Raw genomic sequence first — 24,540 nt, forward strand, 5'->3', positions numbered from 1 at the left:
TTTTCACATATCTTCAAGGAACTTCCATATCAATAAAGGAAGTTTATTTGTCATGCCTTAATTTCAGTATAACATGCTTAAATTATAAGATTGAGTGAAATGTTTGACAAACTATTAGCTGGTTTAGTTTAAGTGTATAAATTCACAAACTAGTAGCGAATATGTTGTTAAGTTAAGAGTTAAAACAATTTTCAACTATTATAAAATTATCCGTTAAATCATTGCTACCATCGACTAATAGAACGTTTAAATTTAAATCATTAGCTTCTTGATATACCATTTTTGCAAATAGTGCATCTCTAGTCATCCAATTATTAAAAGCTACATTTGGATTGTTTGTTTCTTTTAGGACATTATGCATCCAAATTCTTTTTGAATAATACTCTCTTTGAAATTCTTCGGTAGGGATTATCCAGATTGCCTTACTTTTCTCGTTAAGATATGGTGATACCAATTTAGGTAATAATTGATTTCCCTCTACAACAATAGGTTTGTTACATTTTTTTGCAAGGTCATTGATAACAAATGAAAAGTCCTCTTTAAAAGATTGAATATATACACTTAATTGTTCTTCAATCCCTCTTAAAACAAATGCCTCGTTCGGATCCATTTTAGATACTTTACACATAGCAGGTTCATTTAAAGTTATATTCTTCAAATGTTCATTAAAATAATCATCACAACAATATAGTTCAAATCCATATTTCTCAGCATACATTTTGGCTAATGTACTTTTACCAGCACAAGCTGAGCCACCAATCCAATAGATATTGTCAAACATTCGTTTACCTCCACTAATTATCAATGGTTTTAATACTTATATAATAGCTGATATCTTAATGATATTCTTCTTAATCCACTAACCTGCCCCTTTAGCAGCATAAAAATGCCATCTATTTGACAGTAACGGGTTCTGTTTTGAGGTGCAAATTTGATAATATGCTGCTATTTAGACGGTGATTTAGCAGTTAAAAAAGCACAGAAAGGACCTGAGAATTGGAACTATTTCTTTTGCTGTTTTCGCATAGATTGTTGCTCCAGGATAAAAAAAAGAGCATCCATTTTGTGGTATCCTTAATATAAAGGTCAACTTTATTAGGGGGGGATGTTCTATGGGTCTTTTTATAGTATATTCAACAGGATTATTAATAGGGATTGCTCTTATTGCATTAAGCTATTTTTACAAAGAACTGGGTAATCAGAAAAGAAATATATTTGTTGCTGTAGTAGGTATAATAGTGATTATTGGAGGGTTAATAGTTGGCGGATTTGAAGGAATGCCGATTAGCACAATCGGCATTGGTATCTTAACCGTAGCGATTTTATTATTTATTTTCGGCAAAAATACGCTCATAAGAAATAGAGTTTTGGCTATAGCTGTTCTCGTTCCAATGGCGGTCTTTATATATGCCGGCGTAGATAAGTTTTATGGTAATAATTTTACCGTGGCTGCTAAGAATGAAAATTTAGATTCCTATTTAGCAGAGCACTATGAGGACTTACAAACGAAGACAGATACTGTAGGATTTAAAAAATTTGAGCCAAGTGAAGGCGAAAAAGCTATCATTCTTTCTCTGGGAGAAGAAAAGCAGGGAAATAATATAGAGATAGAAGGGATAGAAAAGCAAGGGGATAGGACATTGATTAATATAAAAACCTTTAATAATCTATCGAAAGAAAAAAATCCTACTATTATAATACTTTTAGATGATATTGAAAAAAATGTAGTCATTAAAGATACAGATGGAACAGTTTATAATGAAATCAAATAGAGTAAAGAAGGACCTAATTAGGTCCTTCTTTTTTATTGGTTCAGAGCCTTAATTTTTACAATTTGAGCACCGACATAAAAAGGTAAATGTCAGCAATCGGTCCTCTTTGTGTATAGAAAAAAATAATACTTACTATCACTGATAATATAGATAAAATTCCTAACATTGTCCCTACTCTACTTTTATTCAACATCAATCCCACAACCGATTGAAATACTTCGTTTCTTTCATCCTTTTCATTGTTACTCCATACGTGTATTATTCCCTGTGATGAATATTACATATTACGGCCATTCCTTTTAAGTTATTCTTCATATGTATACGAATAACCTTCTTCAGCTAACCTGCCCCGTTTGTCCAATAAGGTCCTTGATAAAAACGTTAATCCTTCTTGAATCAACGCTCCTTATACGATATTCTTATAAATTAAATCTTTCTTTTATTAATTTTGCTAATTCTATCGCATTTAAATTGGTATTATTGATTCTTATGTAATTTTCTTTTTTTATTTCACCTTCGTAGGAGTTTAATCTATACTTTTCCATTGTATTCTTTAATTCATTTTCGGACTTTTCGAGATTTCTTTTGGTAGGTTTGTGTTCAAGTCTGTGAGGGCTTTTATTTCGTTCCAGTCTTTCGTTAAGTTCAGCTTCTAACTCAACAAAATAAATAGCCGCACCTTTCGACTCGAAAATTTCACAAATATTATCTACATAATCCCAATCTTCTTGTTGGTCAAATGCCCATACATAAGTGAATATTAAACCTTCCAAATCACTTACTGATACTGACTTGAATAATTCAATTCGAAATAGATTTGATAATCTCCACATTTCACTACTAAATCCGAAAAACGGCTCTAATAATTCGATGGTCATATGATTATGAAAGAGCTTTAATTCAGTTATCTTTTCTAATTCCTGTCCTACTGTCATTTTACCAACAGCTTGAGGGCCAAATATAAGTATAAATTTCATAAAATTCCTCCAATAACTATATTTAGATATTATGTATTAAATTTTCGGTCATCTAAAACTCTTATGCAACTAACCTGCCCCGTTTGTCCAATAAGATCTTAAAAAAAGAGTTAATCCCTCTAAGGACAACCCCAATTAGTTGAAGAAATAATTATCAATAGCTATCCAATAAAAAAGAAGTGCAACAATAGACCAAATTAAGTAGTCCTTACGCTTTTTTTCTCGGATCATAAAATCTTCTATGCCAATTAAAAGAAACCCTGTCCCAAGCATAAGGTAGATAATTGCATAATAACTCCAAGAATCATCAAATTTATATCTCACTAGAAACCAACCAAATACTGCACCGACAAATAATATTAATTGTGCATACATTAGAGGTTTAACGCTACGTCCAGTTTCTTTAAAGAATAAACTCATAAATCTTTCAAGAAAAGAATTCATTTATCCTCCTTGTAAATCATTGTTATTTACACGGGGATAGCTGGTTTTTATTTATTCATAATATATCCCCATAAAACCCAGGTATATTTATATTCGATAAATTTCGATGAAATCCTTCTTCCGCTAACCTGCCCCTTTACTTCTATAAGAACTTCAACATAAAAAGGCATAAATCCTTCTTGGATCAATGCCCCAGTTCGTTTAATGCAACTCTTCATTATCTATATCCACATTTCATCTAATTTATCGGCATAGAAATTAATTGCTTCTTTATAACTCAGTATTTCAGAGTCTGTTGTGGTATCTATCAAACATTTCAGTAAAAACTCCATAGCCTTTTTATGCTCGTTTAGATTATATAAGGTCATTGAATAAAACACTTGAACGGCTCTATTAGTTGGAAATAATTCTATTCCTTTTAAAAAAACTTTTTCTGATTTTTCATATTCCCCTAAAGCTCTATATGTACTTCCAAGTCCCAATATTGCTCCTTCTAAATCTTTATCAGATAACCCTTGCTTAATAGACTTTTCATAGAAGGGAACTGCTTTTGATTCTTCTCCTAAAACATCAAAGCTCCAAGCACATTGGTAGTTAATAATTGCATTATCAGGATATTTCTCTACCATCTTTAATAGGATTTGATTTGATTCTTTCTTCTTACCATCTTTTCGTAATTCAAGTGCTTTTATCAATTGTTCTTCATTCAATGTTAATAAACTCCTTTACAAAATGTATTTGTTAACAAGTTCATCACATCACTACAAAAAATCCTTCTTCCGCTAACCTGCCCCGTTTGTCTAATATTGACTAGAACATACTGATATCTATTTACTGTTTATTTTCTTTTTGGCATCCACATACCCAACTATTCCAACTATTGTGATTAAAATCAAAACATACATATCTGTAGTCAGTATGCCTTTCGTTACTAATGACAGTTCATCGTATGTTCTAATCAAGAGACCAATTGGCGGGAAAATAAGAAGCGACAAAAAGAACTTTTTCCTGACTTCTAAATCTTGCATAATAATCCCCCTTAAAGCATTACTTTCCTTCTTCCGCTAACCTGCCCCTTTTGTTCATTAACTAATTAAATAATTTGAAAGCACCAAACCCCATAGCATATCCTCCACCAATACCCATAATCACGCCCCAAATTGTCCATTGTGATATGTAAATGCCAAACATAAATGACAATAACCCTAAAAATCCTACTAGCACCATTTTTTTATTCATAACAGCCCTTCCCATTATCTCGAATATTTCCCTACACAATATTGTTATCCATATTACAACAACTCTTCTTCAACCAAACTGCCCCGTTTGTCCAATAAAGAATTAAAAGTTTGGATCTATCTTGATTCAATTCAACAGTATGTTTAGTAATGAATCATTGATGTCTAAAATCAAATTTATCATTAGGTACATCTAATGTATGCCCATTGATCTCAACTGTATCATTGTCTGTCCAGGTAATATTGGCAGTTTCTTCTCGTTCATTCCAATAAATATTTTTGGCTTTCTTATTGCCTTCATTAAAGACTAACTCGCCACGAACAGCATATGACGTTGTAGCACCTCCGTTAGTGAGATATGCTTTTAGTGTGTAATGGCCGCCAGGTGATGTTTTTTCGATAAGATATTCTCCTTTTGGTAGTCTGTTCATATCGAAAAACGCCCAATATACTCCATAAGCAATAACCCCAGTAAATAAAAGACAGATAACAAGGAATACTCTAAGTGCTTTTTTAGGAGCTTTATTTTTCTCTTTCTTCAAGTAAGTTGTCATACAGTTAAACCTCTCTCAGTAACGGTTAATAATATAATATTAATTCTCCTATGTATAATAAAAATCCTTTTTCAGCTAACCTGCCCCGTTTGTCGAATAACTAAAAAAGAGCTGAACCACAGCCCTTGATATTGAAACGCAAACCTTACTTAATAATTCTCTAACTCACTATTTAAATCTCTTAATAACACATCGATCTCCACCATTACTGAGTCTTCATTGATTGGGAAAACGGATGGTTTAACTCTATCTTTCCTCATACCAACAAGCCAGTTCTCAATAAACTCATTTAAGTCAATTGGTTCAGCTTTGAAGTTATTCCACTCATTAACGGCACAGTATTCTGCAAATTCTTTTCTAGGAAAGAAAGGAATCAACATATTTCCATCATCATCCTGTGCTGTTGCCCAACCATCGTCATATAAACCCCAGACTTCCTCATAATCAGCGACCTTTTTAATAAAATACTCATATCTTATATTTGATGGCTGTTTAATTATCGAATCTAATTCTTTTTGGTTCATATTGATATCCTCCAGTTACTGCGTTTAACAAGGCATTTAACATATTCTCCAATGCTGATAAAAACACCTTCTTAAGCTAACCTGCCCCTTTAGCTGCATAAGAAAAAAGAGCTGATTACAGCCCTTGATATTGAGTAATGCTCTGTTAGTTGAACAGACGTTTACTTATTTTTTTCATAAATGTGTTACTTAAACGATTAATATGTTCATCATTTTTCACTAATATTCTATATGCATCTATTATTGATAATGTACGAATTAATGTGTAAATACCAATAGCAATTAAAGCTATAAAGATTGGATAGTAAGGCGTCAGAATACCTGTTGGTACTATTGCCTTTCTTACTAATAAAAAGGAAATTCCGCCTGCTGCAATAGAACATATTCCAACCAACATCACTACGGCATACTTTTTCTTAATATCTTCATACCTAACTTTCAGTTCTTCAAGAAAATTTTGATCAAATATTAAGGATTCTTTCTTAAGAATAGTATATCGATCTTCTTCTATAAAACCTGCTGTAATCGCTCCAATTCCAAGAACAGCAATAATACTAATTAGGATAGTAAAAATTACGGGATCTTGTTTAAAAACGAAATAAGGTATAGTGGATAAAATAAGAAGACTAAAACCTACGGCGAAGTATTTTGACATTTTACGTTGAGATAGCAGATAACCTTCTGCCATCTCTTTGCTTACATAATATCCTTTTTCGTTTTCTTTACTTTGTTCAACGGTATCTTTTAACAAGTAATCAATTGACACCTCAAAAATATTTCCAAGCATTAGTAACTTTTCAGTTTCCGGAAAACCTTGACCATTTTCCCATTTACTTATAGCCTGCCTCGTAGTGTTCAACTTCTCTGCCAAGGCTTCTTGGGATAAGCCTTTCTCTTTTCTAAGTTTAAAAATTTTTTCACTAAAAGTCATATATAGCACCCCTTTCTTTTGATAGTTAAATTGTATTAAAACATCACTATGAGTTCCATATTTAGGGAGATGCACTTTGTCAACTTACGGTTGCGATTATGTTATTAAGCTAACCTGCCCCGTTTGTTCAATAAGAAATTCAACACAAAAAGGCATTAATCCTTCTTCTTGGATCAACGCCCCTGTTAGTTGAATAAGGGATAATAAATTCTTCTCAATTACGGTTTAAAAAAACTATACATATGTATATATTACAAGTGCATAAATCCTGAAAAAAAACCGACTTTTATGTCGGTTTTTTCAGGATTTTATTTTGTTTATGATATTGTATTAACAATTTGGTTCAGAGCTTCGTTAATCGGAGTAACTGGACGACTAAGAACTTTTTCAAAATCATTGCTTGCAACTTCTAGCGAACCGTTCCGAATGCTAGCTTGAATCCCTGCTACAAACGGAATCATTAAATCAGGTACACCTAAGCCTTTCATGATCTCTGCATATTTTTCATCACTAACTTGTTGTACAGGTACTGCTTTACCCAATACATTACCAAGAGAAGATGCCAATTCTTCTTGAGTTAATAGAGGACCTGAAAGTTCATACACTGTATTTTCATGACCGTTTCCTACGAGAACTGCTGCCGCTGCATCTGCATAATCTTGTTGCAGTGCCCAGCCTACTTTACCTTCTCCTGAAGAAGTTATCCATGGGGCTCCTGCAATAGCACCTTGAATGCTTCCCAGTTCATTTTCCAAATACCAATTGTTTCGTAAGAAAGAATATGAGATACCCGTTTTAATGATGGCTGCTTCTGTCGCAACATGAGGAGGGGCAATCAATATTTTACTATCGGTTGCATTTGCTAAACTTGTGTAAGCAATAAATTTTACTCCTGCACGCTCAGCTGCTTGGACGGCATTAGTATGCTGACGAATTCTTGTTTCATTGTCTCCATCCGCAGAAATAATTAATAAGCGGTCAATCCCTCTAAAAGCATTTTCCAATGTTTCTCGATGGTCAAAATCGCCATAACGAACTTCTACTCCACTATCACGAAGTCCTTCTGCTTTCTCAGGGTTTCTAACACTTACTGCCAGTTCACTTGCAGGTATAGATTTCAATAATGATTCTACAACCTTTGAACCTAATTTCCCTGTTGCTCCTGTAACTAATATTTTCATATAGTTCCTCTCCACTTCTAAAATTTAACACACAAATTACACATTTCACCAAATTCATACGTTTCATTGATGACTACTGGTTCCTTGTTTTCTTCTCCGTTGCCCATTGCAAGAAACATATTTATTTACTCCTCCTACAAACGTCCGATTGCTACGAATATGGCAGGGACTAAAAAAATGATATTCATGCTAATTGCCTGATTTTCTTTCCTCTTAACGTGTAACCCAGCAGCCAAAATCATGACTAATCCAAGTCCAAGAGCAGCAATTGGTGTTAATATAGGTGCGATTCCGGTGACATAAGGTAAAATTAACCCCAGTCCTCCTAGCAGTTCCGCCATTCCTATAAATGTGACCAATCCTTTTGAAGAATCTTTTACCCAAGGCAAACTTGCTTTAGCTTTCTCATATTGAAATGCTTTCATAGCCCCAAACATAATAAATGCTAATCCTAAAATAATTTGAACAACCCATAACGCAATATTCATAATTTAAGCCCTTCTAAACTGTTCTTGTTTATCATTTTTCGCTGACTAAAAAACACTACTACTGCTAAAACCAGCAAAATAAACGGTGTCAAAGCAACTCCAAACCCTTGACCACTATTTAAATGTGTGAATACTGCCCCAGCCATAGTGATCGTTAATATACCGCTGAAAACAGGAACTAAACTGTTCTTCCAATACCCAATCAGCAAACCAATCGCTGATATGATTTCAATAGCTCCTACTACATACATGAAACCAGTACCGTAGCCATAAACATTGGTAAATGCCTGTACTTGCATAGGGTTTGCACTAACCTTCATAAACCCAAATAATAAGAAACCTACTGCTAATAATCCTTGTAATATTCGAACTGTCCACTTCATTGTAATTATCTCTCCCTATTTTTAATTTAGTTTATTTAATCTCTCTGAATTCTTCTAGGAATGTAGCACATGATTTTCATCCCCTAGTCTGAATATTGCAATTTTTAACAGTACAAAAGAATTCGATTCCCAAAAGGATCTTCGGTAAAGAATTCCCCTTTTTCTTCTTTTATTAAATAACCCATTCATTCTATATTTTGCCACTTGAGAAGAATACTGCTTGGTCTGGTATATCCATTTCTATATCAAACCCTAGACCATCATGATAAAATTCTTTTGTTTTATCTAAATTAGATACATGCAAATGAATATGACCGATTATTGTTCCTTCAGGAATGCTATTCCATCTTTCACCGTTCGCTGCAGCGATGACGCTTTCTAAATCCATTGGACTATGTTTAGAAATATCTAACTTCCCTGTTTTATCTCTTAAAATTTTCAACCTTTAAATGAACGTGATTTACAAAAGTATTAGGTCGCTATGAAAGTTATTCATTTTTTTACCTCCTATTTTATTTGAGTAATTTATCAAAAAGCATCAGTAATCACCTCAATTCAGACTTATTTACAAATCATGTTTTTAGCAATGAAATAAATACTCTGTTCTAAATCAACCACTAAGGTTATAATAATCTCTAGAACCAACTTTTGGAAGTAGGCACATTAATGTATCATAGTATACAAAAAGATACTATAAAAGGAGTAGGGAAAATGGCTGACGAATGTAAAGGAAATGGAACTGGAACAGTTGAGACAGCTCTTGATATTCTTGTTGGAAAATGGAAGCCTGTTATTCTTTATCATATTATTGTTAATGGAACACTACGCTTTAGTGAACTTCAACGCTTTATTCCAGATATAACGAAAAAAATGCTGACTACTCAACTAAGGGAATTGGAATATCACGATATAATAAACCGTAAGATATACGCACAAATTCCTCCAAAAGTTGAATATTCAATAACCGAATATGGAAAAGGATTAATGCCACTATTGATGTCAATGCATGAATGGGGCTTAGGACATTTAAAACATTTAGATGAGCTTTACGGAGAAAACCATAGGGAGCAAAGCAAATAAAAAGGAGCTAAAATTTTAGCTCCTTTTTACTTATCCTTGTTGAACTAACCTGCCCCTTTACTTTAAGTGGCAGTCTTCACAAATTCTACTTTTTTCAAACAATTAAACACTAATTTCACCAGTTAACCAACCTTTAATAAAGTCTTTTAATGAAGCGGCAACCCAGGTTCGACTATCATCTTCGTGATTCCAGACGTAAATATCGCTTTTTTCAATCTTTCCGTTTTTTAATATTGCATAACAAAATAAATCACCATTACCTGCGTCTGAAAAAAAGAAAAGGTTATCTAATGGCATATAATTATCTCTATAATCTTCAAAGTTTCTAAAAAATAAATTATCCTTAATAATCACAGATGTAGGCCAAATCAATGATCCATAATCGTCAGACACACCATTTGTTTCCGTTAAAAGGGCAGCTAACTCATCTGGTAATACAACATCTAGTTTTCGTTGAATTTCTTCAATCTCGCTCTTTGTAGCAGGATCTTTAAAGTGTTGTTCTTTCGTAATTGAATTGATAAATTCTTTCCACATTTCATTCCCACCGATATATATAGATTCAACTTATCTTTGTAATATTCCTTCTTCCGCTAACCTGCTCCGTTACTTCCATAAGAGGTTCAACACAAAAGGGATTAATCCTTCTTAGATCAATGCCCACCGTCAGTCGTATACCTCAATCATATTGATGTGCTATTATTAGAATTTTTACGTGAAAAAAAATATGAAATAAATATGAAGTCAAAAATAAGATAATCCCCACTTTATTAAATTGGAGATACACATCAAATACATCTTTAAATGAATCTAACGGATAAAAACCACTTAATAGCAACGTTGGAAAAACAGTAATCAGCATCGCCATATAATGAGCAAAAATTTGCTTTAAAAAACTCCATTGTTCAATTTGATATATGACGCTTGTCACCCCAAGGAAAAAGGCTATAAGGCCATAAAAAAAATAAACACTCGAATCATCTGATTGCCTTTGCAACTTATACGACAGTGAAATTATTAGTAAGATACCAAATGAGATAGACCCTCTATATAATCCCTTTAAAAACAACTGCAACATAAAATACCCTTTCCTGGTATTTCCTGTTATTAATTATATACGATGGATACTAGTTTGAAGTTTCAGAAAATTTTTCATTCCGCTAACCTACCCCGTTTTTACAATAAGAAATTCAACACAAAAAGGCATTAATCCTTCTTGGATCAACGCCCCCGTTATTTCTATAAGGAAAAGTGAACCTTTTTAAACAATCGTGCCCGTTTTTTGCATCGGCTTTTTATTTTTAATCATTTAAACCAACCCTTACGCCAAAACCATAACAACATTACAGAGCCAACTGATACCATAACTCCCAGCACTCCAAAATATCCCCATTGCAAGGTAAGTTCTGGCATATATTTAAAATTCATCCCATATATACTGGCAATAAACGTTAAGGGAATGAAAACTGATGTCATAACAGTTAGTGTTTTCATAATTCTGTTCATTCGGTTTGAATTTAGTGAAATATAATTGTCTCGTATATCTGCCGTCATTTCTCGATTAGACTCAATCATTTCAGAAAGTCTCAATAAATGGTCGTATATATCCATAAAATAGACTCGATCATCTTTTGGGACTATCACTCTCTCCGAATTTAAAATTCTATACAGCAATTCTCTCATCGGAAAAATTGTGCGTCTTAACTTAAGTAACTGGTTTCTTATTTCATAAACATTTTCAATTAAATCTTGATTTGTTTTATTCATTTCTATTTCATTCAATTTATCTTCACATTTATAAATACTTGGAAAATACTCATCTACAATTTTATCCATTATTGAATAAAAAATGTGGAGAACCCCTTTATTAATAGTATTTTTATCCTCCATTACCCTTTTTCGAACCATTCCTATTTCACTTAAAGGTGATGAATGGAAAGTAACTATAAAATTGTGTCCGACAAATATATCTAATTCTTCAGGTACAAGGGAGTATTGGTTTAAAGTGTGTAGAACAAAAAAATTATACCCATCATAATAATCAAGTTTTGGACGTTGTAGAGAATGTAAGCAGTCTTCAATTGCAAGTGGATGCAAATCAAAATGAGTTTGTAAAAGGAGTGCTTCTCTATCACTAGGTGTATCGAAATCTACCCAAAACCATTTAATATCAGAATCATCTAAACGTTTTAATGGTATATCAGTTATTAGTTTTAAATCGTTTGTTACGGCAAAAGTATGAATCATATGTATCGCTTCCTCTTTTATTTGTAAATTAAACACTACCACTTTGTGTCAGATACAAATTATTAATAACATAAAGAATTGGTCTAATATATTATAACTCCTTATGCAACTATCCTGCCCTTCGTATTATTAGGTTGACCAAGTTAATTGGTTGACCTTTTTCTTTGAGGTCTAGAATACTAGAGGTAGCTGGGGTAGAACGAAAGCCCCCCGTGGGAAAGTTAATCCCGACAACTAAACCGTTCCCCCCTACTTATAGAAACATGATTGAAGCTGGTTGGGACCCAGATCTCGCATAACAAGCGAAGCTATGACACTATAAGGAGCCATTTAGGGGTTACCAGCTAATTCATTGATGAGGAGGAGATACTCATGAATCCAGTCATTGGTCTGGATGTCGCAAAAGGTGAAAGTCAGGTTCAAGCATTCTTGGAGAAAAAGAAGCCTTACAAAAAGAGCTTTAAAGTCGCACATACACTGGATGGCTTAGATGAACTTCATACATTTATTAAAGAGGTAGAAGAATTAACAGAAACAAGACCTCCCATAGTTTTAGAGTCTACTGGCATTATGTGCCTGTTGTACAGTATTTTGAAAAACTAGGGTATCTGTTAATCGTTGTGAATTCATCAATTCATACAAAGCGAAAAGTTCGAGTTTACGTAAAGTAAAAACAGATATAATCGATGCCGTTTGTCTTTTTCCGTTAACCTTCCCCTTTAATAAAAAAGCGATTGCCCTCATTTTGCAATCTACCCTGAGAGTATAAGTTTATTAACGATTAATTTGTGAAAAATATGATAATATGATTATAAAATATAGTTTGGAGGGGTTAATTTATGGAAATATTAGATTTCTTAGGGATTATTCCTATCATAATATATTTAGGAATTCTCATTTTTGCTATTTATGTTACAAGTACTTTCATAAAGTTAATGAAACAAAAAAATGATTATCTAAAGGACATTCGTGACGAAATCAGGAAGAATAATAGTGTCAATTAGTTTCAACCATTGTTCCACTCCCAATTTTAAAAGTAGAAGATTGAATACCGTCAATGGCGGTATTTTTTATCTTATGCGATGCCTCTCAAGGTGTTTATAGATGATTCTGCTATTGCCATTGATAGTTTAAATTACGTTGTTTCACATATTTAACCACACTGTTCATTTATTGCAGGAATGGTGCCCCCGTTAGCAGCATAAAAAGATACCATCCATTTGACAATCTTGATCTTCTGCTATTGCTTCCATTTGTTTGTGGACAGAGGAATTTAGAAAATTGGTAACCAAATTATATTCCCGTTCTTCAATTATCGAGCACGACCTTATATTCAAAAAGTAACACTTCTCAAATAAAAGAAGCCAATCCCTGATTGGCTTCTTCACATTACTCATACATACTTCCGACTCACACTCTTCCCATCATAACTAAACAAAATTCCCTTACCTTCCAACACCGTTTCCATATGAACCGTTCGTCCCCATAAATAATGCATATGCGGCAAAACTTTCTCTAGGTATTTTACATCCAGCTCAATATCCTCAAACCAATGCTTCAGGTAAAGCTCCCCATTTTTTAAATAGTCCCCGTCATTCACCGTAATATACGGGAACCCTCCATTGACCCGCATGCCGACAAGCTGATCTCGTACCGCTTTCCATTGCTTATCGACAATCTTATAGTCGCGTCCTTTTTTCTGGAATAGATACATATCCTCACGCATAACCAAATCCTTTGTGAGGTAATTGCGGAGGAAGGAGATATCCGATTCGATTTCCCGCACTTCAAACATTTTTTCACGACCTGAATTTGGTTTAACCCCGCGCCTTCTCATCTCTTCGTCTGGATTGTTATATCTTTCTTCGATATCCTCAAACATCTTGATGCCTAAGTAATATGGATTAATGCCTGTTCTTGACGGCTGCACCACACCTGCATTAAGTTTTGCAAATTCGATTGACTCACCGCTGGTTAAATCAAGTTCACGTAGGATGCGTTGGTGCCAGTAACTCGCCCAGCCTTCGTTCATGATTTTAGTTTCAAGCTGCGGCCAAAAGTAGAGCATCTCTTCACGCATCATCGTCAGTATGTCTCGCTGCCAATCCTCTAGGTTACGGCTATACTGTTCAATGAATAAAAGAATATCCTTTTCTGGACGAGGGGGAAATTTCTTGACCTTTGTTTTTTTCTTTTGCCCCTTTTCCTTGCTTTCCAAGTTCCATAAATCATCGTACGGTGTAGTAAATTGCGGAGAATCATCCTCTATCTCCTCTTCATCCATGGACCAATTCAATTGTGGACGAACAAGCGATGGGTCAATATGTTCCTCAATCGCCAAGACCGAATCAAGAAACTTCTCAACCTCCAGCTTCCCATGCTCAATCTCGTATTGCCTAACTCTTTCCGCAGTGGCAGACATACTTTCCACCATATCTCGCTTCGTATTTTTAAAACGAACATTATTCTTAAAGAAATCACAATGTGCCAGTACATGAGCCACAATTAATTTGTTTTGAATCAAGGAATTGGAATCTAATAAAAAAGCATAGCAAGGATCAGAATTAATAACCAGCTCGTAAATTTTGCTTAATCCAACGTCATACTGAAGCTTCATCTTGTGAAATTGTTTTCCGAAACTCCAATGAGAATATCGAGTTGGCATTCCATATGCTCCAAAAGTATATATTATTTCGCTTGGGCAGATCTCATATCTCATTGGGTAAAAATCGAGCCCAAATCCAACAGCGATTTCCGTTATTTCATCAATGGCATACTCCAAGTCTTTTTGCTCGTCTGCTCTCACCCATTCACCCCCTCATTCTCTTACCTCATTAATATGAAGGGATAGGAAAATCATGTATAAAAGTCCTCAAATGAGTCTAAAAACAACCTGAAAAATGGGTTAGAAACAGAATAATTATTCGACCTGCCCTTGATTTATATTTACTTACTTCCTTAACTGCCTTTATGTAATAGTCTCCCCTAAAATCTAGCCCATATCTTACACATACTCGTCACTGAGTACATTAAATATAGAATAGAAACGTCAAATACGGATATTAGGATAACCGTTCCTCTAACAATTAAGCCATGGAAAGTTTCATTTTTACTATTTACAAACTGACCAACTTTTACAGGGTGATAAAATGATGACTTTGAACAAACTAATTTTAACTCCTCACTAGAAGGAGAGTGAAGCAAATGGATAAGGTTGATTATGATCGTGCTTTGTACTACACGCATCGTTCAGAATGGGATAACCTCCTACTTCTGATGGTAAGGACAAAAGACCACTTTTTGTCCAAAAAAATTGAACATTTTCTGCACGCCTATCATTTCTCTAAGGATAATGCGTCCGTTGAAAAGACCCTAAATGCCCTTCTTCAATATATAGACCATGCAACATTCCTGCCTTATGATCAGGAAGAAGGATGGGCGATGCAGACTTTTTAATATCTTTATTTTTTTCTGTGGTGGGAAAAATATACGGCTAAATGCAAACAGCGAAACCAAGGGTGTAAACAAACAGAGAGCTGACTTTTAGTCAGCTCTCTGTTTTGTATTTTATATTTCTGATACTTTTTGCATCATTTCATTCATGAAGGACTGAAGCTTTTGTTCACTTGCTTGTTTTTGGCTATCCTTAACGGCAAAGTAGAACTTAATTTTAGGCTCAGTTCCGGATGGTCTTAAACAAACCCAAGACTCATCTTCAAAGAAATATTTAAGAACATTGGATTTTGGTAAATGAATTGCTTCCTCTTCATTCGTAAGTAAATCCATTCGTGTGCTTTCTTTATAATCTTCAACAGCCACTACTTTTACACCTGCAAGAGAGGCTAGCGGCTCCTTACGGAATGTAGCAAGAATTTGCTGGATTTGAGCAGCTCCTTCTTTTCCTTTTAAAGTCAGGGAACGCATTCCTTCTAAGTAATAACCATGCTTCTCATATAAATCCTCTAATGCCTGATATAAGGTTTTTCCAAGGCGTTTGTAATGGGCACAAATTTCTACCGCCATTACTGCAGCTTGAACCGCATCTTTATCACGGGCAAAATCTTTAATTAATGAACCATAGCTTTCTTCATATCCAAATAGGAAAGAATACTCTCCAGACTCTTCATACTGCTTGATTTTTTCCCCGATAAATTTAAACCCAGTCAGAACATCTTCTGTTTCTACTCCATAACTGGAGGCAATGGAACGTCCAAATTCTGATGTTACGATTGTTTTGAACATTATTCCATTTTCAGGCATTGTTCCTTTTTCCTTCTTCTGAGACAGAATATAGTCTAAGAATAACGCACCTGTTTGGTTACCTGTTAAAACCGTATATTCTCCCTCTGCATTCTTAACAGCAATACCAACACGGTCAGCATCTGGATCTGTACCAATTAAAATATCCGCACCGATCTCTTTGCCTTTAGCGATTGCCAATTCAAATGCAGCATGCTCTTCTGGGTTAGGAGATTTTACAGTTGAGAATTCAGGATCAGGTAATTCTTGTTCTTTTACAACTTCTACATGTTCATAACCTAAATCCTTCAATGCTCGGCGAACAGAAAGATTAGCTGTACCATGAAGCGGTGTGAAAACGACTTTTACATCTACTTCTTTTGCTAAATTAGGCTGTTCAGAAATAGTAAGGACTTTTTCATTGTATGCATCGTCCACTTCTTTACCGATGATTTTAATTAATCCTTTATCACGTAATACAGACTCTTCTTCCACTTTAATTTCAAGTTCATTTTCAATAGCATTAACCATCTCAATCAGAACATCTGCATCAGCAGGAGGCAGTTGTCCACCATCTTCGTTATACACTTTATATCCATTATATTCTGGAGGATTATGGCTTGCTGTAATTACAATACCACCGATTGCACGTAAGTATCGAACTGCAAAAGAAAGCTCTGGAGTTGGACGAAGGCTATCAAATACATAAGCTTGAATTCCGTTGGTTGCCAGTGTTTTTGCTGCTTCCATCGCAAACTCAGGTGATTTATGTCTAGAATCATAAGCAATAACAACTCCACGCTGTTTTGCTTCTTCTCCTAATTTCTCAATATAGGATGCAAAGCCTTGTGTTGCTTTACGGATTGTATAAACATTCATGCGGTTTGTTCCTACACCAATTTCTCCACGCATACCGCCTGTACCGAATTCTAAATTCTTATAGAAACAATCTTCTAACGCAACTTCATCATCCACAAGAGAAGTCAGTTTCTCATGAAGCTCTGGTTCAAGCGTTAAGTGATCATTCCATTTATTAAAAGTTGTTTTCCAATCCATTTATTTTATTCCTCCTAAATAAATTGCTAACTAAATAAGATCTTCTTTATTTTACTAAATATTTAATATTTCTTGAATATTTTCAAGGAATATCTTTAGAGAAATATTTACCAATCAATACTTTTTGTAATGAAGTTCATATAAATCCCTTCTCCGATCCTTTAGTTGGCGTACGGTCCCGGATAATCTTTGACGTCGCAAAATTTCAAGGTCGACATCTCCAATCAGCACCATTTCTATATTAGCATTCGTTTCTCCCACAATGCCATCACGCGGATATTCAAAATCAGATGGGGTAAAGATCGCCGATTGCGCATATTGAATGTCCATATTTTCTGTTTGCGGCAGATTGCCTACTGTTCCAGATATGACGGTGTATACCTGATTTTCGACTGCACGTGCCTGAGCACAGTATCTAACCCGTAAATATCCCTGTCGATCTTCTGTACAGAATGGAGTGAAAATAATATTTGCTCCTTTATCTGTTGCGATCCTAGATAATTCAGGAAACTCTATATCATAGCAAATCAGCATGGAGATTTTTCCGCAATCTGTATCGAATACATTTACCTCATCACCTTCATTAATCCCCCACCACTTTTTCTCATTCGGTGTAATATGGAGTTTATATTGCTTCTCGATTGTTCCATCTCTCCTAAAGAGATAAGCAATATTATAAATATTATCATCCTCTTCTTTCACAAAATGGGAACCGCCAATAATATTTACATTATAGCGGACCGCCAAGTTTGTAAACAACTCAATATATTGCTCTGTAAAATCTGTCACTTTTCGCACTGCCTTACTTGGAACCTTTTCATCTAAAAAGGACATCAATTGAGAGGTTAAAATTTCTGGAAATACCACAAAATCAGAATCTGCATCCGCTGCCACATCAACAAAGTATTCAACTTGATTCGCGAAATCCTCGAATGAGTTGATCTTTCTCATCATATATTGCACAACACATATTCGGACAGGATATGCGGTTTTATAATACCGTTTAGATTTAGGACGATAATCTACATTATTCCATTCCATCAGTGTTGCATATTTTCCTGATGCTCGGTCATCCTCCAAATAATTTTGATTAATACGTGTGAGCGTAAATTCATTCAGAAATTGGAAGGATAAGACCGGATCATATATTTTATGTAAGCGTACTTCTTCCACATATTCACGTGCAGTCATTTGATCTGCATATTTATGGTAGTTTGGAATCCTTCCACCAATAATAATACTTTTTAGATTTAATTTACGGGCTAATTCCTTACGTTCTTCATACAAACGATGCCCAACCTTCATTTTTCTATACTTAGGATGGACCATAACTTCAATTCCATAAAGATTTAAACCATCAGAATTATGGTTGGTGATATATCCGTCATCTGTTATTTCAGACCAAGTATGACGATCATCATATTCATCAAAATTAATGATTAAACTAGAGCATGAACCAATCACTTCATCATTTAATTCTGCTACAAATTGTCCTTCCGGAAAAATGGATAAATGGCTTTCCAAATGCTCGCGTTTCCACGGATCCATCCCGGGAAAACAAAGCTTTTGAAGCTCCATAATATCATCTATATCGCGGATCTCCATTCGCCTAATTTCCATTTTATGTTCATATTTAGTTAAATCCAATTCCTCTGTCACGGACACGACACTCCTTTTTCATACCCATTCTCTCTATCCTCTGTTTTTTCCCATTTATCTATTTTTTTAAACAATAGCCAAGACCAAATGGAAAGAAAACTCGATACAGCTGCCGTCACATAAAGAAAAGCTGTTGGCTTTATCTCTAACAGCTCATTAGTGCTTTATCTTTCTATTAAATAAACAATAGCTTCCCATGGTCTCAAAATTGTCTCAGCAGCAGTTTCTTGCATAATACGATCAGAGTAATTACTTATTATCTTTCGTCCATGATAATCTTTTATACTATCCGGCCAAGCTACTGATTGTTCTCCACCTGAAAAGTTGGTTAATACAAGCAATGTTTGATTATCCAGATGTCTCATATAGGCAAAGATATGTTGGTTTTCTGCTTCAATCAATTCAAAACTTCCTTCTACTATAATCCGCATTTCCTTACGCAGGGCGATTAGCTTCTTATAATAGTAGAAAATCGAATCAGGATCCTTTAATGCACTCTTAGCGTTTATATCCACATAGTTTGGATTTACGTTAATCCACGGTTTCCCGGTTGAAAAGCCGGATTGCTCAGAGTTATCCCATTGCATTGGGGTACGTGCATTGTCACGGCCTTTTGCAAAAATACCCTTCATGATCTGCTCTGGCTCCATGCCTTTTTCTATTTTTTCATTGTACATATTTATACTCTCGGTAATACTCAATATCAGGAAATTGTACATTTGTCATTCCGATTTCCTCACCTTGATATATATAAGGAGTACCCTGCAGGAAATGCAAACATGTACCCAACATTTTGGCTGATTCTATACGATATGTGCCATCATCCCCAAAACGGGAAACGATTCTTGGCTGGTCATGATTATTCCAATAAAGGCTGTTCCACCCTTTTCCATGGAGCTCTGTTTGCCATTTTGATAAGATTTTTTTTAATTTCACCAAGTCCAAGGGCTCAACGTCCCATTTTCCTGATGGACCGGAATCTACGTCCATATGTTCAAATTGAAAAATCATATCTAATTCACGACGATCTTCATCTGTATATAAAATACCTTCATTTGGTGTTACACCAGGGGTTTCCCCAACAGACATGACATCGTAATGCGAAAGCACCTCTTTATTCATTTCCTGTAAATACTCATGTATTTTAGGGCCGTTCATATAATAATCCGCACCAGACGCATAATCTTTTCCTTCCACAACCGGACCATCAGGAAGAGAAGGATCTTTGGAAATTAGATTGATTACATCCATTCGGAATCCATCTACCCCTTTATCAAGCCAAAACTTCATGAGATCATATACTTCTTTACGAACCTTTTCATTTTCCCAGTTAAGATCCGGCTGTTTTTTAGAGAATAAATGTAAGTAATAATCATCAGTTGCTTCATTATATTGCCAAGTTGAACCACTAAAAAAGGATTCCCAGTTATTCGGCTCTTTTCCATCTTTACTAGGACGCCATATGTAATAATCTCTATAAGGATTGTCTTTAGATTTTTTCGACTCCATAAACCATGCATGTTCATCAGATGAGTGATTAACGACAAGGTCCATCACAAGTCTTATGCCTCTTTTATGCATTTCCTCAAGCATTATTTCCCAATCCTGCATGGTTCCAAACTCATCCATAATATCGTGATAATTACTAATATCGTAACCGTTATCATCATTTGGTGACTTATATACCGGAGAAAGCCAGACGACATCTATACCAAGCTCTTTTAAATAATCCAGGCGTGAGACGATTCCCTGAATATCACCCACTCCATCTCCGTTGGAATCCATAAAGCTTCGTGGGTAAATTTGATAAACAACTGCTTCTTTCCACCACTGTTTCTTCATTATTCAGCCCCTTCCTAACGATGTGTACATTGGTATGAATACTAAAAATCTAATCCCTACCGCTAGATATTGAGCCTTAAAGCCAATATACCCCAATTATGTATTGGTAAGCGATTTCTTTTTACAATATTATGATAACATACTATAATTTTAATGTAGGAAATATGATGAAAAGGGGGAATTTTCATGCAACATAAAATTATAAATCGTGACAACGCCCTTTTTCTGGCATTTGCTGCAGCCTTTATAGCGATGGTTGGCAGTCTGTATTTTTCAGAAATAAAAGGCTATGAGCCATGTGTTTTATGTTGGTATCAGCGAATTGCGATGTATCCTTTTACTGTAATCCTTGTGCTGGCAATCTGGAAAAAGGATTACCATATTGCTTTTTATACTATGATTTTATCTGCCATCGGAGCGTGTATTTCAACCTATCACGTGCTTATTCAGAAGGTACCGTTTTTTACGGATCGCGCTGTTACATGCGGCCGAATTCCGTGTACAGGCGACTATATTAACTGGCTTGGCTTCATTACTATACCAATGCTTGCATTAATTGCTTTTATCATCATATTTGTATGCAGCTTGTATATATTTAAAGTGACAAAGGGGGAAACAAAATGAAGAAAGTCATTATTTTCGTCGCAGCGGTCGTTTTAATTTTTGCCGCAATAGCGTATTTATCTAATAAACAGCAAACAGAAAAAACGTCAAGTGACAATCCATATGGAAAAGAAAATTTAAGTCCAGCAACTGTTGATCAGTTGGATGATCCACTTTATCAAAACATCATTACACCGGATGAATTAGATGAAAAGCTTGAAAAAGAAGAAGCAATGACTGTTTATTATTTCAGTCCTGAATGTCCACATTGTGTAAAAACCACTCCAATTCTAATGCCCGTAGCAGAAGAAATGGACGAGCATATTTATCAATATAATGTGCTGGAGTTTGAGCAAGGCTGGGACGAAATCGAAGGATCAGGAACACCGACTCTTATCCATTATAAAAATGGTAAAGAAACAAGCCGTATTTCGGGAGAACATTCCGCTGAAGAATTTAAACAGTGGTTTGACAATTTATAAAAAACACGCCGGGCGCACTGCTCGGCGTGTTTCTTTAAATTAAATAGGTGTTGGCTGCTTTTGTTTGGTACAATGGAAGCTCAATCTGTCTATCCTCACTAAAAAAGTGTTTATGCTCAAAAGGAAAAAAGATACCAAGTTCATTTAAGAGTCGTGCATTGTGATTAAATAATTCAACAGCCTTGGAATCTTCACTTCGATTTTCTAGAATGATCATCAAGGTTTGCATACAGGATAATGCTTGAAAGGCACCTTTTAACGTACCGATATGAGAATTTGAACCTGGTACAGACAGTACTTCATTTAAAGTGAACAAATCAATTTGTTCTTTAGTAAAGTACATTGGGAACAGTTCTAAATAAAATTTCTCTACAGCCTTATCTATTTCTATATCCTGTAAATGAAGAGAGCCTTCTACAATTTTCATATTGATCACCCTCACTTTCTGCAATCTTCCTCTATTGGCATTTATAGGATAGCACATGATAATGTATTGATAATACTAATTAACTTTGCTAAAAACGAGGTATTTACATGTTAAACGTAATTAAATCAGGTCCATATGCTCTAATTACCTGCCCTCCTGACTGGATAGGAAAATCAGTAGAAATTATTTTAAGAGATCACCTGCATATACCAAAGAAAATGTTACATCAATGGCGAATGGAAAAAATCGTTTTATTAAATGGTGAGGTGATTTCCTGGTCAACTAAAATAGAATCTTCTTCTATTATGTATATACCCATTTATGCAGAAGATTTAAATGTGTTAGTACCATTAAAAATGAAATTAGATATCCTTTATGAGGATGATGATATTATGGTCGTGAACAAACCACCATTTCTTAATACACATCCAATCTCAGAAAATGATAACCATTCCTTAATGAATGCTGTCACCGCATATATTGATAATAATAAAATTAAGCCTCGCCATATCCATCGCTTAGATAAGGATACTTCGGGTGCCATTCTCTTTGCTAAGCATGCTTATGCAGGAGCGATACTGGATCAGGCTTTGAGTCAAGGGAAAATAAAAAGAACTTATGCAGCCCTAGTTCAGGGAATCGTAAAAAAAGAGCAAGGTACCATAAATGCTCCGATTGCCAGAGACCGGCATACATCAGGGAGAATGCGAGTATCCACTTCCGGTAAACATGCAGTAACAAAATATAAAGTTTTACAAAGATTTAAATCTAAAAATCAATCTCTTGTAGCCTGTATATTGGAAACTGGCCGTACTCATCAAATACGAGTCCATATGAGCTCTATTGGCCATCCGCTTATTGGTGATACTTTATACGGAGGAACAAAAAGTGCCTCTCTCAATAGACAGGCCCTTCATGCATACAAATTAGAGTTTATACAGCCGCTTACAGGAGAAGAATTATCGGTCGAAAGCGAAATTCCATTTATATAGAAGATTTCCTTCGAAATAATAATGCAAAAAAAAGACAAATCCTTTACTACCTATGGCAGAAAGGATTTGTCTTTTACTTTTTAAGCTATAGTAAGATTTTCAATTGATAGTTAGGCTGTTTTTCTTACAGCTTTCATAATCATGCTTACGATAAAGATTAAAATAATCGCACCGATTAATGCCGGTATAATTGCATATCCTGCAACTGTTGGTCCCATATCTCCAAAAATAGCTGTACCTAACCAAGAACCAATAATACCTGCAATAATGTTACCGATAATACCACCTGGTACATCTTTACCTACGATTAAACTTGCAACCCAACCTAAAATTCCACCTACGATTAATGATATAATAAAACTCATGTTATTTTCCTCCTTTTATTTGTTCAATTGGCCTGACTATGTCAGTTACCTGATTAGGGATAATTGCGATATAACTTCAAAACATATTTCAATATATAGAGTAGCCAACAGACTCAAGTTTATCCCTAATCTGATTGTAAAAAAGTTTATTCAGATGTTTACTTAACAAGATCTGTGGTTACTCACAAATAATTTCTTGTTCAGACCAATTATGGACTGTTTTGTTTTATTCAACGGCGCCGTTAATACTCTATACATTCCCGTTCATTTTTATAATAAACATCTATGTCCATTATTTATATTAAATTTAATTTAGACGATTAAACGTTCGTTACTAAGGGTAATAATAATTCTTGCTTTTTTATTGCGTACTAATCAATAACTAACAAATACTATAGAAAAGTTGATTAAACGGTTTAAATCTTGTATTGGGTCTGATTATGAGCATATTTAAATCCGCTAACAAGATAGGAAAACAAGTCCAAAGAATCTGTTTATAAAGATTTTTATACTATATAATGGATCATTATAGGGTTTATCTTCCAATAGAGATTTAATTTTTAATTTAGATAGATAAATCTGCTGTAATAATATTTTTGGTTTAGTATGGTTAACCTTACTATATAGATAAGAGGATCATACAAATGGTTTTAATAATATTTTCGATATATAATGGATGTAAACTTCTTTTGTATTTAAGTAATCCGAGTAATTACCTTTAGATGAAAGAATCCACTTTGCAAATTATTTATGACTCCAATCTTTAAAAGAAAATGTCTATATAAATTTGTTTTGCATAGCTTGTTCTCGTTCCAGACCTAGAGCATACAATACAGAACTGGCTATTAACCCGCCATTTGAAAATATCTAAATCATAGAATACTTTTCCATTTTTATATAGACACACCTCTGACTAGAAACAGTTGATTAAGCTCACCTCGAATTGTCAATAAAACCATATAAAAACTTAGCCTGAATCAAAATATAAAATCCTTATATATCAGGGATTCATTGGTATTTTGTCGAAAGGATTCCATTTGACTTTTTCCAGATTCA

The 24,540-nt window shown here is 34.6% G+C and carries 29 protein-coding genes and 1 pseudogene; 7 read left to right on the forward strand and 23 right to left on the reverse strand.

What is annotated here, in order from left to right; all coding sequences use genetic code 11:
- Positions 1-172: 172 nt before the first annotated feature.
- Positions 173-781 (reverse strand): hypothetical protein, encoded by a 609-nt coding sequence (locus FHY47_RS16370; RefSeq protein WP_148631131.1) that lies wholly within the window; start codon positions 779-781, stop codon positions 173-175.
- 331 nt (positions 782-1,112) lie between these two features.
- Here FHY47_RS16370 and FHY47_RS16375 point away from each other — a divergent pair, with 331 nt between their 5' ends.
- The gene (locus tag FHY47_RS16375) at positions 1,113-1,772 is read left to right on the forward strand and encodes a hypothetical protein (RefSeq protein ID WP_148631132.1); all 660 of its coding nucleotides are present in this window, start codon (positions 1,113-1,115) and stop codon (positions 1,770-1,772) included.
- A gap of 419 nt (positions 1,773-2,191) precedes the next feature.
- On the opposite strand, the gene FHY47_RS16380 is transcribed toward FHY47_RS16375, so the two are convergent.
- The 13 genes from FHY47_RS16380 to FHY47_RS16430 form a co-directional block, all read right to left on the reverse strand.
- Positions 2,192-2,749, reverse strand: coding sequence for an AAA family ATPase (locus FHY47_RS16380; RefSeq protein ID WP_148631134.1), 558 nt, complete (start codon positions 2,747-2,749; stop codon positions 2,192-2,194).
- A 135-nt stretch (positions 2,750-2,884) separates the two neighbouring features.
- Positions 2,885-3,193 carry a hypothetical protein gene (locus FHY47_RS16385; protein ID WP_148631136.1) on the reverse strand — a complete coding sequence of 103 codons (309 nt, stop codon included), beginning with the start codon at positions 3,191-3,193 and terminating at the stop codon, positions 2,885-2,887.
- A gap of 47 nt (positions 3,194-3,240) precedes the next feature.
- On the reverse strand, positions 3,241-3,411 hold the full coding sequence (locus FHY47_RS19040; RefSeq protein WP_187393504.1) for a hypothetical protein: 171 nt from the start codon (positions 3,409-3,411) through the stop codon (positions 3,241-3,243).
- 3 nt (positions 3,412-3,414) lie between these two features.
- On the reverse strand, positions 3,415-3,903 hold the full coding sequence (locus FHY47_RS16390; protein ID WP_066102683.1) for a tetratricopeptide repeat protein: 489 nt from the start codon (positions 3,901-3,903) through the stop codon (positions 3,415-3,417).
- A gap of 117 nt (positions 3,904-4,020) precedes the next feature.
- Positions 4,021-4,221: a hypothetical protein gene (locus tag FHY47_RS16395; RefSeq protein WP_066102689.1), complete on the reverse strand. Its 201-nt coding sequence runs from the start codon at positions 4,219-4,221 to the stop codon at positions 4,021-4,023.
- A gap of 61 nt (positions 4,222-4,282) precedes the next feature.
- Positions 4,283-4,432: a hypothetical protein gene (locus FHY47_RS19045; RefSeq protein ID WP_175354244.1), complete on the reverse strand. Its 150-nt coding sequence runs from the start codon at positions 4,430-4,432 to the stop codon at positions 4,283-4,285.
- 154 nt (positions 4,433-4,586) lie between these two features.
- Positions 4,587-4,985 carry a DUF5412 domain-containing protein gene (locus tag FHY47_RS16400; protein ID WP_148631139.1) on the reverse strand — a complete coding sequence of 133 codons (399 nt, stop codon included), beginning with the start codon at positions 4,983-4,985 and terminating at the stop codon, positions 4,587-4,589.
- Between the two features lie 149 nt (positions 4,986-5,134).
- The gene (locus tag FHY47_RS16405; protein ID WP_148631141.1) at positions 5,135-5,509 is read right to left on the reverse strand and encodes a DUF2750 domain-containing protein; all 375 of its coding nucleotides are present in this window, start codon (positions 5,507-5,509) and stop codon (positions 5,135-5,137) included.
- 145 nt (positions 5,510-5,654) lie between these two features.
- A complete protein-coding gene (locus FHY47_RS16410; protein WP_148631143.1) occupies positions 5,655-6,440 on the reverse strand; it encodes a helix-turn-helix domain-containing protein in 786 nt (261 codons plus the stop codon).
- A 317-nt stretch (positions 6,441-6,757) separates the two neighbouring features.
- On the reverse strand, positions 6,758-7,621 hold the full coding sequence (locus FHY47_RS16415; protein WP_148631145.1) for an SDR family oxidoreductase: 864 nt from the start codon (positions 7,619-7,621) through the stop codon (positions 6,758-6,760).
- A 134-nt stretch (positions 7,622-7,755) separates the two neighbouring features.
- Complete coding sequence (locus FHY47_RS16420; protein ID WP_148631147.1) at positions 7,756-8,109, reverse strand: DoxX family protein; 354 nt, start codon at positions 8,107-8,109, stop codon at positions 7,756-7,758.
- The gene (locus FHY47_RS16425; protein WP_148631149.1) at positions 8,106-8,492 is read right to left on the reverse strand and encodes a DoxX family protein; all 387 of its coding nucleotides are present in this window, start codon (positions 8,490-8,492) and stop codon (positions 8,106-8,108) included. Before FHY47_RS16425 ends, FHY47_RS16420 begins: the two co-directional genes overlap by 4 nt.
- A 190-nt stretch (positions 8,493-8,682) precedes the next feature.
- Positions 8,683-8,880, reverse strand: coding sequence for a VOC family protein (locus tag FHY47_RS16430; RefSeq protein WP_148631151.1), 198 nt, complete (start codon positions 8,878-8,880; stop codon positions 8,683-8,685).
- A 323-nt stretch (positions 8,881-9,203) separates the two neighbouring features.
- On the opposite strand from FHY47_RS16430, the gene FHY47_RS16435 reads away from it, so the two are divergent.
- The gene (locus FHY47_RS16435) at positions 9,204-9,572 is read left to right on the forward strand and encodes a winged helix-turn-helix transcriptional regulator (protein ID WP_148631153.1); all 369 of its coding nucleotides are present in this window, start codon (positions 9,204-9,206) and stop codon (positions 9,570-9,572) included.
- A gap of 102 nt (positions 9,573-9,674) precedes the next feature.
- Here the strand turns inward: FHY47_RS16435 and FHY47_RS16440 are convergent, their stop codons facing one another.
- The 3 genes from FHY47_RS16440 to corA form a co-directional block, all read right to left on the reverse strand.
- Positions 9,675-10,109, reverse strand: a complete 435-nt coding sequence (locus FHY47_RS16440; RefSeq protein ID WP_148631155.1) for an SMI1/KNR4 family protein — start codon at positions 10,107-10,109, stop codon at positions 9,675-9,677.
- Positions 10,110-10,251: 142 nt separating this feature from the next.
- Positions 10,252-10,650: a DUF3021 family protein gene (locus FHY47_RS19535; protein WP_148631157.1), complete on the reverse strand. Its 399-nt coding sequence runs from the start codon at positions 10,648-10,650 to the stop codon at positions 10,252-10,254.
- A 227-nt stretch (positions 10,651-10,877) separates the two neighbouring features.
- Positions 10,878-11,819 (reverse strand): magnesium/cobalt transporter CorA, encoded by a 942-nt coding sequence (gene corA / locus FHY47_RS16450; RefSeq protein ID WP_066102697.1) that lies wholly within the window; start codon positions 11,817-11,819, stop codon positions 10,878-10,880.
- Between the two features lie 372 nt (positions 11,820-12,191).
- Between corA and FHY47_RS16455 the strand changes: the two genes are divergently transcribed.
- Positions 12,192-12,422: a hypothetical protein gene (locus tag FHY47_RS16455; RefSeq protein WP_066102700.1), complete on the forward strand. Its 231-nt coding sequence runs from the start codon at positions 12,192-12,194 to the stop codon at positions 12,420-12,422.
- A gap of 790 nt (positions 12,423-13,212) precedes the next feature.
- On the opposite strand, the gene FHY47_RS16460 is transcribed toward FHY47_RS16455, so the two are convergent.
- Positions 13,213-14,625: a SpoVR family protein gene (locus FHY47_RS16460; RefSeq protein WP_066102703.1), complete on the reverse strand. Its 1,413-nt coding sequence runs from the start codon at positions 14,623-14,625 to the stop codon at positions 13,213-13,215.
- 398 nt (positions 14,626-15,023) lie between these two features.
- Between FHY47_RS16460 and FHY47_RS16465 the strand changes: the two genes are divergently transcribed.
- On the forward strand, positions 15,024-15,275 hold the full coding sequence (locus FHY47_RS16465) for a YhdB family protein (RefSeq protein ID WP_066102706.1): 252 nt from the start codon (positions 15,024-15,026) through the stop codon (positions 15,273-15,275).
- 111 nt (positions 15,276-15,386) lie between these two features.
- Here FHY47_RS16465 and FHY47_RS16470 read toward each other — a convergent pair whose 3' ends face one another.
- The 3 genes and pseudogenes from FHY47_RS16470 to FHY47_RS16480 all read right to left on the reverse strand — a co-directional run bounded on the left by FHY47_RS16470 (position 15,387) and on the right by FHY47_RS16480 (position 20,615).
- Positions 15,387-17,114 (reverse strand): phospho-sugar mutase, encoded by a 1,728-nt coding sequence (locus FHY47_RS16470; RefSeq protein WP_066102708.1) that lies wholly within the window; start codon positions 17,112-17,114, stop codon positions 15,387-15,389.
- A gap of 114 nt (positions 17,115-17,228) precedes the next feature.
- Positions 17,229-18,773 carry a bifunctional GNAT family N-acetyltransferase/carbon-nitrogen hydrolase family protein gene (locus tag FHY47_RS16475; RefSeq protein WP_066102710.1) on the reverse strand — a complete coding sequence of 515 codons (1,545 nt, stop codon included), beginning with the start codon at positions 18,771-18,773 and terminating at the stop codon, positions 17,229-17,231.
- A 164-nt stretch (positions 18,774-18,937) separates the two neighbouring features.
- Positions 18,938-20,615 (reverse strand): annotated as a pseudogene (locus tag FHY47_RS16480) (glycoside hydrolase family 13 protein).
- 186 nt (positions 20,616-20,801) lie between these two features.
- On the opposite strand from FHY47_RS16480, the gene FHY47_RS16485 reads away from it, so the two are divergent.
- Both FHY47_RS16485 and FHY47_RS16490 read left to right on the forward strand, forming a co-directional pair.
- Positions 20,802-21,239: a disulfide oxidoreductase gene (locus tag FHY47_RS16485; RefSeq protein ID WP_148631160.1), complete on the forward strand. Its 438-nt coding sequence runs from the start codon at positions 20,802-20,804 to the stop codon at positions 21,237-21,239.
- Positions 21,236-21,700 (forward strand): thioredoxin family protein, encoded by a 465-nt coding sequence (locus FHY47_RS16490; protein WP_148631162.1) that lies wholly within the window; start codon positions 21,236-21,238, stop codon positions 21,698-21,700. The genes FHY47_RS16485 and FHY47_RS16490 overlap by 4 nt, the downstream gene beginning before the upstream one ends.
- A gap of 34 nt (positions 21,701-21,734) precedes the next feature.
- Here the strand turns inward: FHY47_RS16490 and FHY47_RS16495 are convergent, their stop codons facing one another.
- Positions 21,735-22,127 carry a DUF5365 family protein gene (locus FHY47_RS16495; RefSeq protein ID WP_148631164.1) on the reverse strand — a complete coding sequence of 131 codons (393 nt, stop codon included), beginning with the start codon at positions 22,125-22,127 and terminating at the stop codon, positions 21,735-21,737.
- 107 nt (positions 22,128-22,234) lie between these two features.
- On the opposite strand from FHY47_RS16495, the gene FHY47_RS16500 reads away from it, so the two are divergent.
- Positions 22,235-23,119 (forward strand): RluA family pseudouridine synthase, encoded by an 885-nt coding sequence (locus tag FHY47_RS16500; RefSeq protein WP_066102726.1) that lies wholly within the window; start codon positions 22,235-22,237, stop codon positions 23,117-23,119.
- A 110-nt stretch (positions 23,120-23,229) separates the two neighbouring features.
- Here FHY47_RS16500 and FHY47_RS16505 read toward each other — a convergent pair whose 3' ends face one another.
- Positions 23,230-23,484 (reverse strand): GlsB/YeaQ/YmgE family stress response membrane protein, encoded by a 255-nt coding sequence (locus tag FHY47_RS16505; protein WP_066102728.1) that lies wholly within the window; start codon positions 23,482-23,484, stop codon positions 23,230-23,232.
- Between the last annotated feature and the right edge of the window lie 1,056 nt (positions 23,485-24,540).

Source organism: Bacillus sp. E214, assembly GCF_008087365.1.
GTDB lineage: Bacteria > Bacillota > Bacilli > Bacillales > Pradoshiaceae > Pradoshia.

Excerpts from the sequence above, each read along its gene's own strand:
- FHY47_RS16385 (WP_148631136.1), bottom strand. The coding sequence starts at position 3,193 with ATGAATTCTTTTCTTGAAAGATTTATGAGTTTATTCTTTAAAGAAACT.
- FHY47_RS19045 (WP_175354244.1), bottom strand. The coding sequence starts at position 4,432 with ATGAATAAAAAAATGGTGCTAGTAGGATTTTTAGGGTTATTGTCATTT.
- FHY47_RS16485 (WP_148631160.1), top strand. The coding sequence starts at position 20,802 with ATGCAACATAAAATTATAAATCGTGACAACGCCCTTTTTCTGGCATTT.
- FHY47_RS16410 (WP_148631143.1), bottom strand. The coding sequence starts at position 6,440 with ATGACTTTTAGTGAAAAAATTTTTAAACTTAGAAAAGAGAAAGGCTTA.
- FHY47_RS16505 (WP_066102728.1), bottom strand. The coding sequence starts at position 23,484 with ATGAGTTTTATTATATCATTAATCGTAGGTGGAATTTTAGGTTGGGTT.
- FHY47_RS16380 (WP_148631134.1), bottom strand. The coding sequence starts at position 2,749 with ATGAAATTTATACTTATATTTGGCCCTCAAGCTGTTGGTAAAATGACA.
- FHY47_RS19040 (WP_187393504.1), bottom strand. The coding sequence starts at position 3,411 with ATGAAGAGTTGCATTAAACGAACTGGGGCATTGATCCAAGAAGGATTT.
- FHY47_RS16470 (WP_066102708.1), bottom strand. The coding sequence starts at position 17,114 with ATGGATTGGAAAACAACTTTTAATAAATGGAATGATCACTTAACGCTT.
- FHY47_RS16370 (WP_148631131.1), bottom strand. The coding sequence starts at position 781 with ATGTTTGACAATATCTATTGGATTGGTGGCTCAGCTTGTGCTGGTAAA.
- FHY47_RS16435 (WP_148631153.1), top strand. The coding sequence starts at position 9,204 with ATGGCTGACGAATGTAAAGGAAATGGAACTGGAACAGTTGAGACAGCT.
- FHY47_RS16375 (WP_148631132.1), top strand. The coding sequence starts at position 1,113 with ATGGGTCTTTTTATAGTATATTCAACAGGATTATTAATAGGGATTGCT.
- corA (WP_066102697.1), bottom strand. The coding sequence starts at position 11,819 with ATGATTCATACTTTTGCCGTAACAAACGATTTAAAACTAATAACTGAT.
- FHY47_RS16420 (WP_148631147.1), bottom strand. The coding sequence starts at position 8,109 with ATGAATATTGCGTTATGGGTTGTTCAAATTATTTTAGGATTAGCATTT.
- FHY47_RS16455 (WP_066102700.1), top strand. The coding sequence starts at position 12,192 with ATGAATCCAGTCATTGGTCTGGATGTCGCAAAAGGTGAAAGTCAGGTT.
- FHY47_RS19535 (WP_148631157.1), bottom strand. The coding sequence starts at position 10,650 with ATGTTGCAGTTGTTTTTAAAGGGATTATATAGAGGGTCTATCTCATTT.
- FHY47_RS16415 (WP_148631145.1), bottom strand. The coding sequence starts at position 7,621 with ATGAAAATATTAGTTACAGGAGCAACAGGGAAATTAGGTTCAAAGGTT.
- FHY47_RS16405 (WP_148631141.1), bottom strand. The coding sequence starts at position 5,509 with ATGAACCAAAAAGAATTAGATTCGATAATTAAACAGCCATCAAATATA.
- FHY47_RS16465 (WP_066102706.1), top strand. The coding sequence starts at position 15,024 with ATGGATAAGGTTGATTATGATCGTGCTTTGTACTACACGCATCGTTCA.
- FHY47_RS16440 (WP_148631155.1), bottom strand. The coding sequence starts at position 10,109 with ATGTGGAAAGAATTTATCAATTCAATTACGAAAGAACAACACTTTAAA.
- FHY47_RS16430 (WP_148631151.1), bottom strand. The coding sequence starts at position 8,880 with ATGGATTTAGAAAGCGTCATCGCTGCAGCGAACGGTGAAAGATGGAAT.
- FHY47_RS16395 (WP_066102689.1), bottom strand. The coding sequence starts at position 4,221 with ATGCAAGATTTAGAAGTCAGGAAAAAGTTCTTTTTGTCGCTTCTTATT.
- FHY47_RS16425 (WP_148631149.1), bottom strand. The coding sequence starts at position 8,492 with ATGAAGTGGACAGTTCGAATATTACAAGGATTATTAGCAGTAGGTTTC.
- FHY47_RS16495 (WP_148631164.1), bottom strand. The coding sequence starts at position 22,127 with ATGAAAATTGTAGAAGGCTCTCTTCATTTACAGGATATAGAAATAGAT.
- FHY47_RS16500 (WP_066102726.1), top strand. The coding sequence starts at position 22,235 with ATGTTAAACGTAATTAAATCAGGTCCATATGCTCTAATTACCTGCCCT.
- FHY47_RS16400 (WP_148631139.1), bottom strand. The coding sequence starts at position 4,985 with ATGACAACTTACTTGAAGAAAGAGAAAAATAAAGCTCCTAAAAAAGCA.
- FHY47_RS16490 (WP_148631162.1), top strand. The coding sequence starts at position 21,236 with ATGAAGAAAGTCATTATTTTCGTCGCAGCGGTCGTTTTAATTTTTGCC.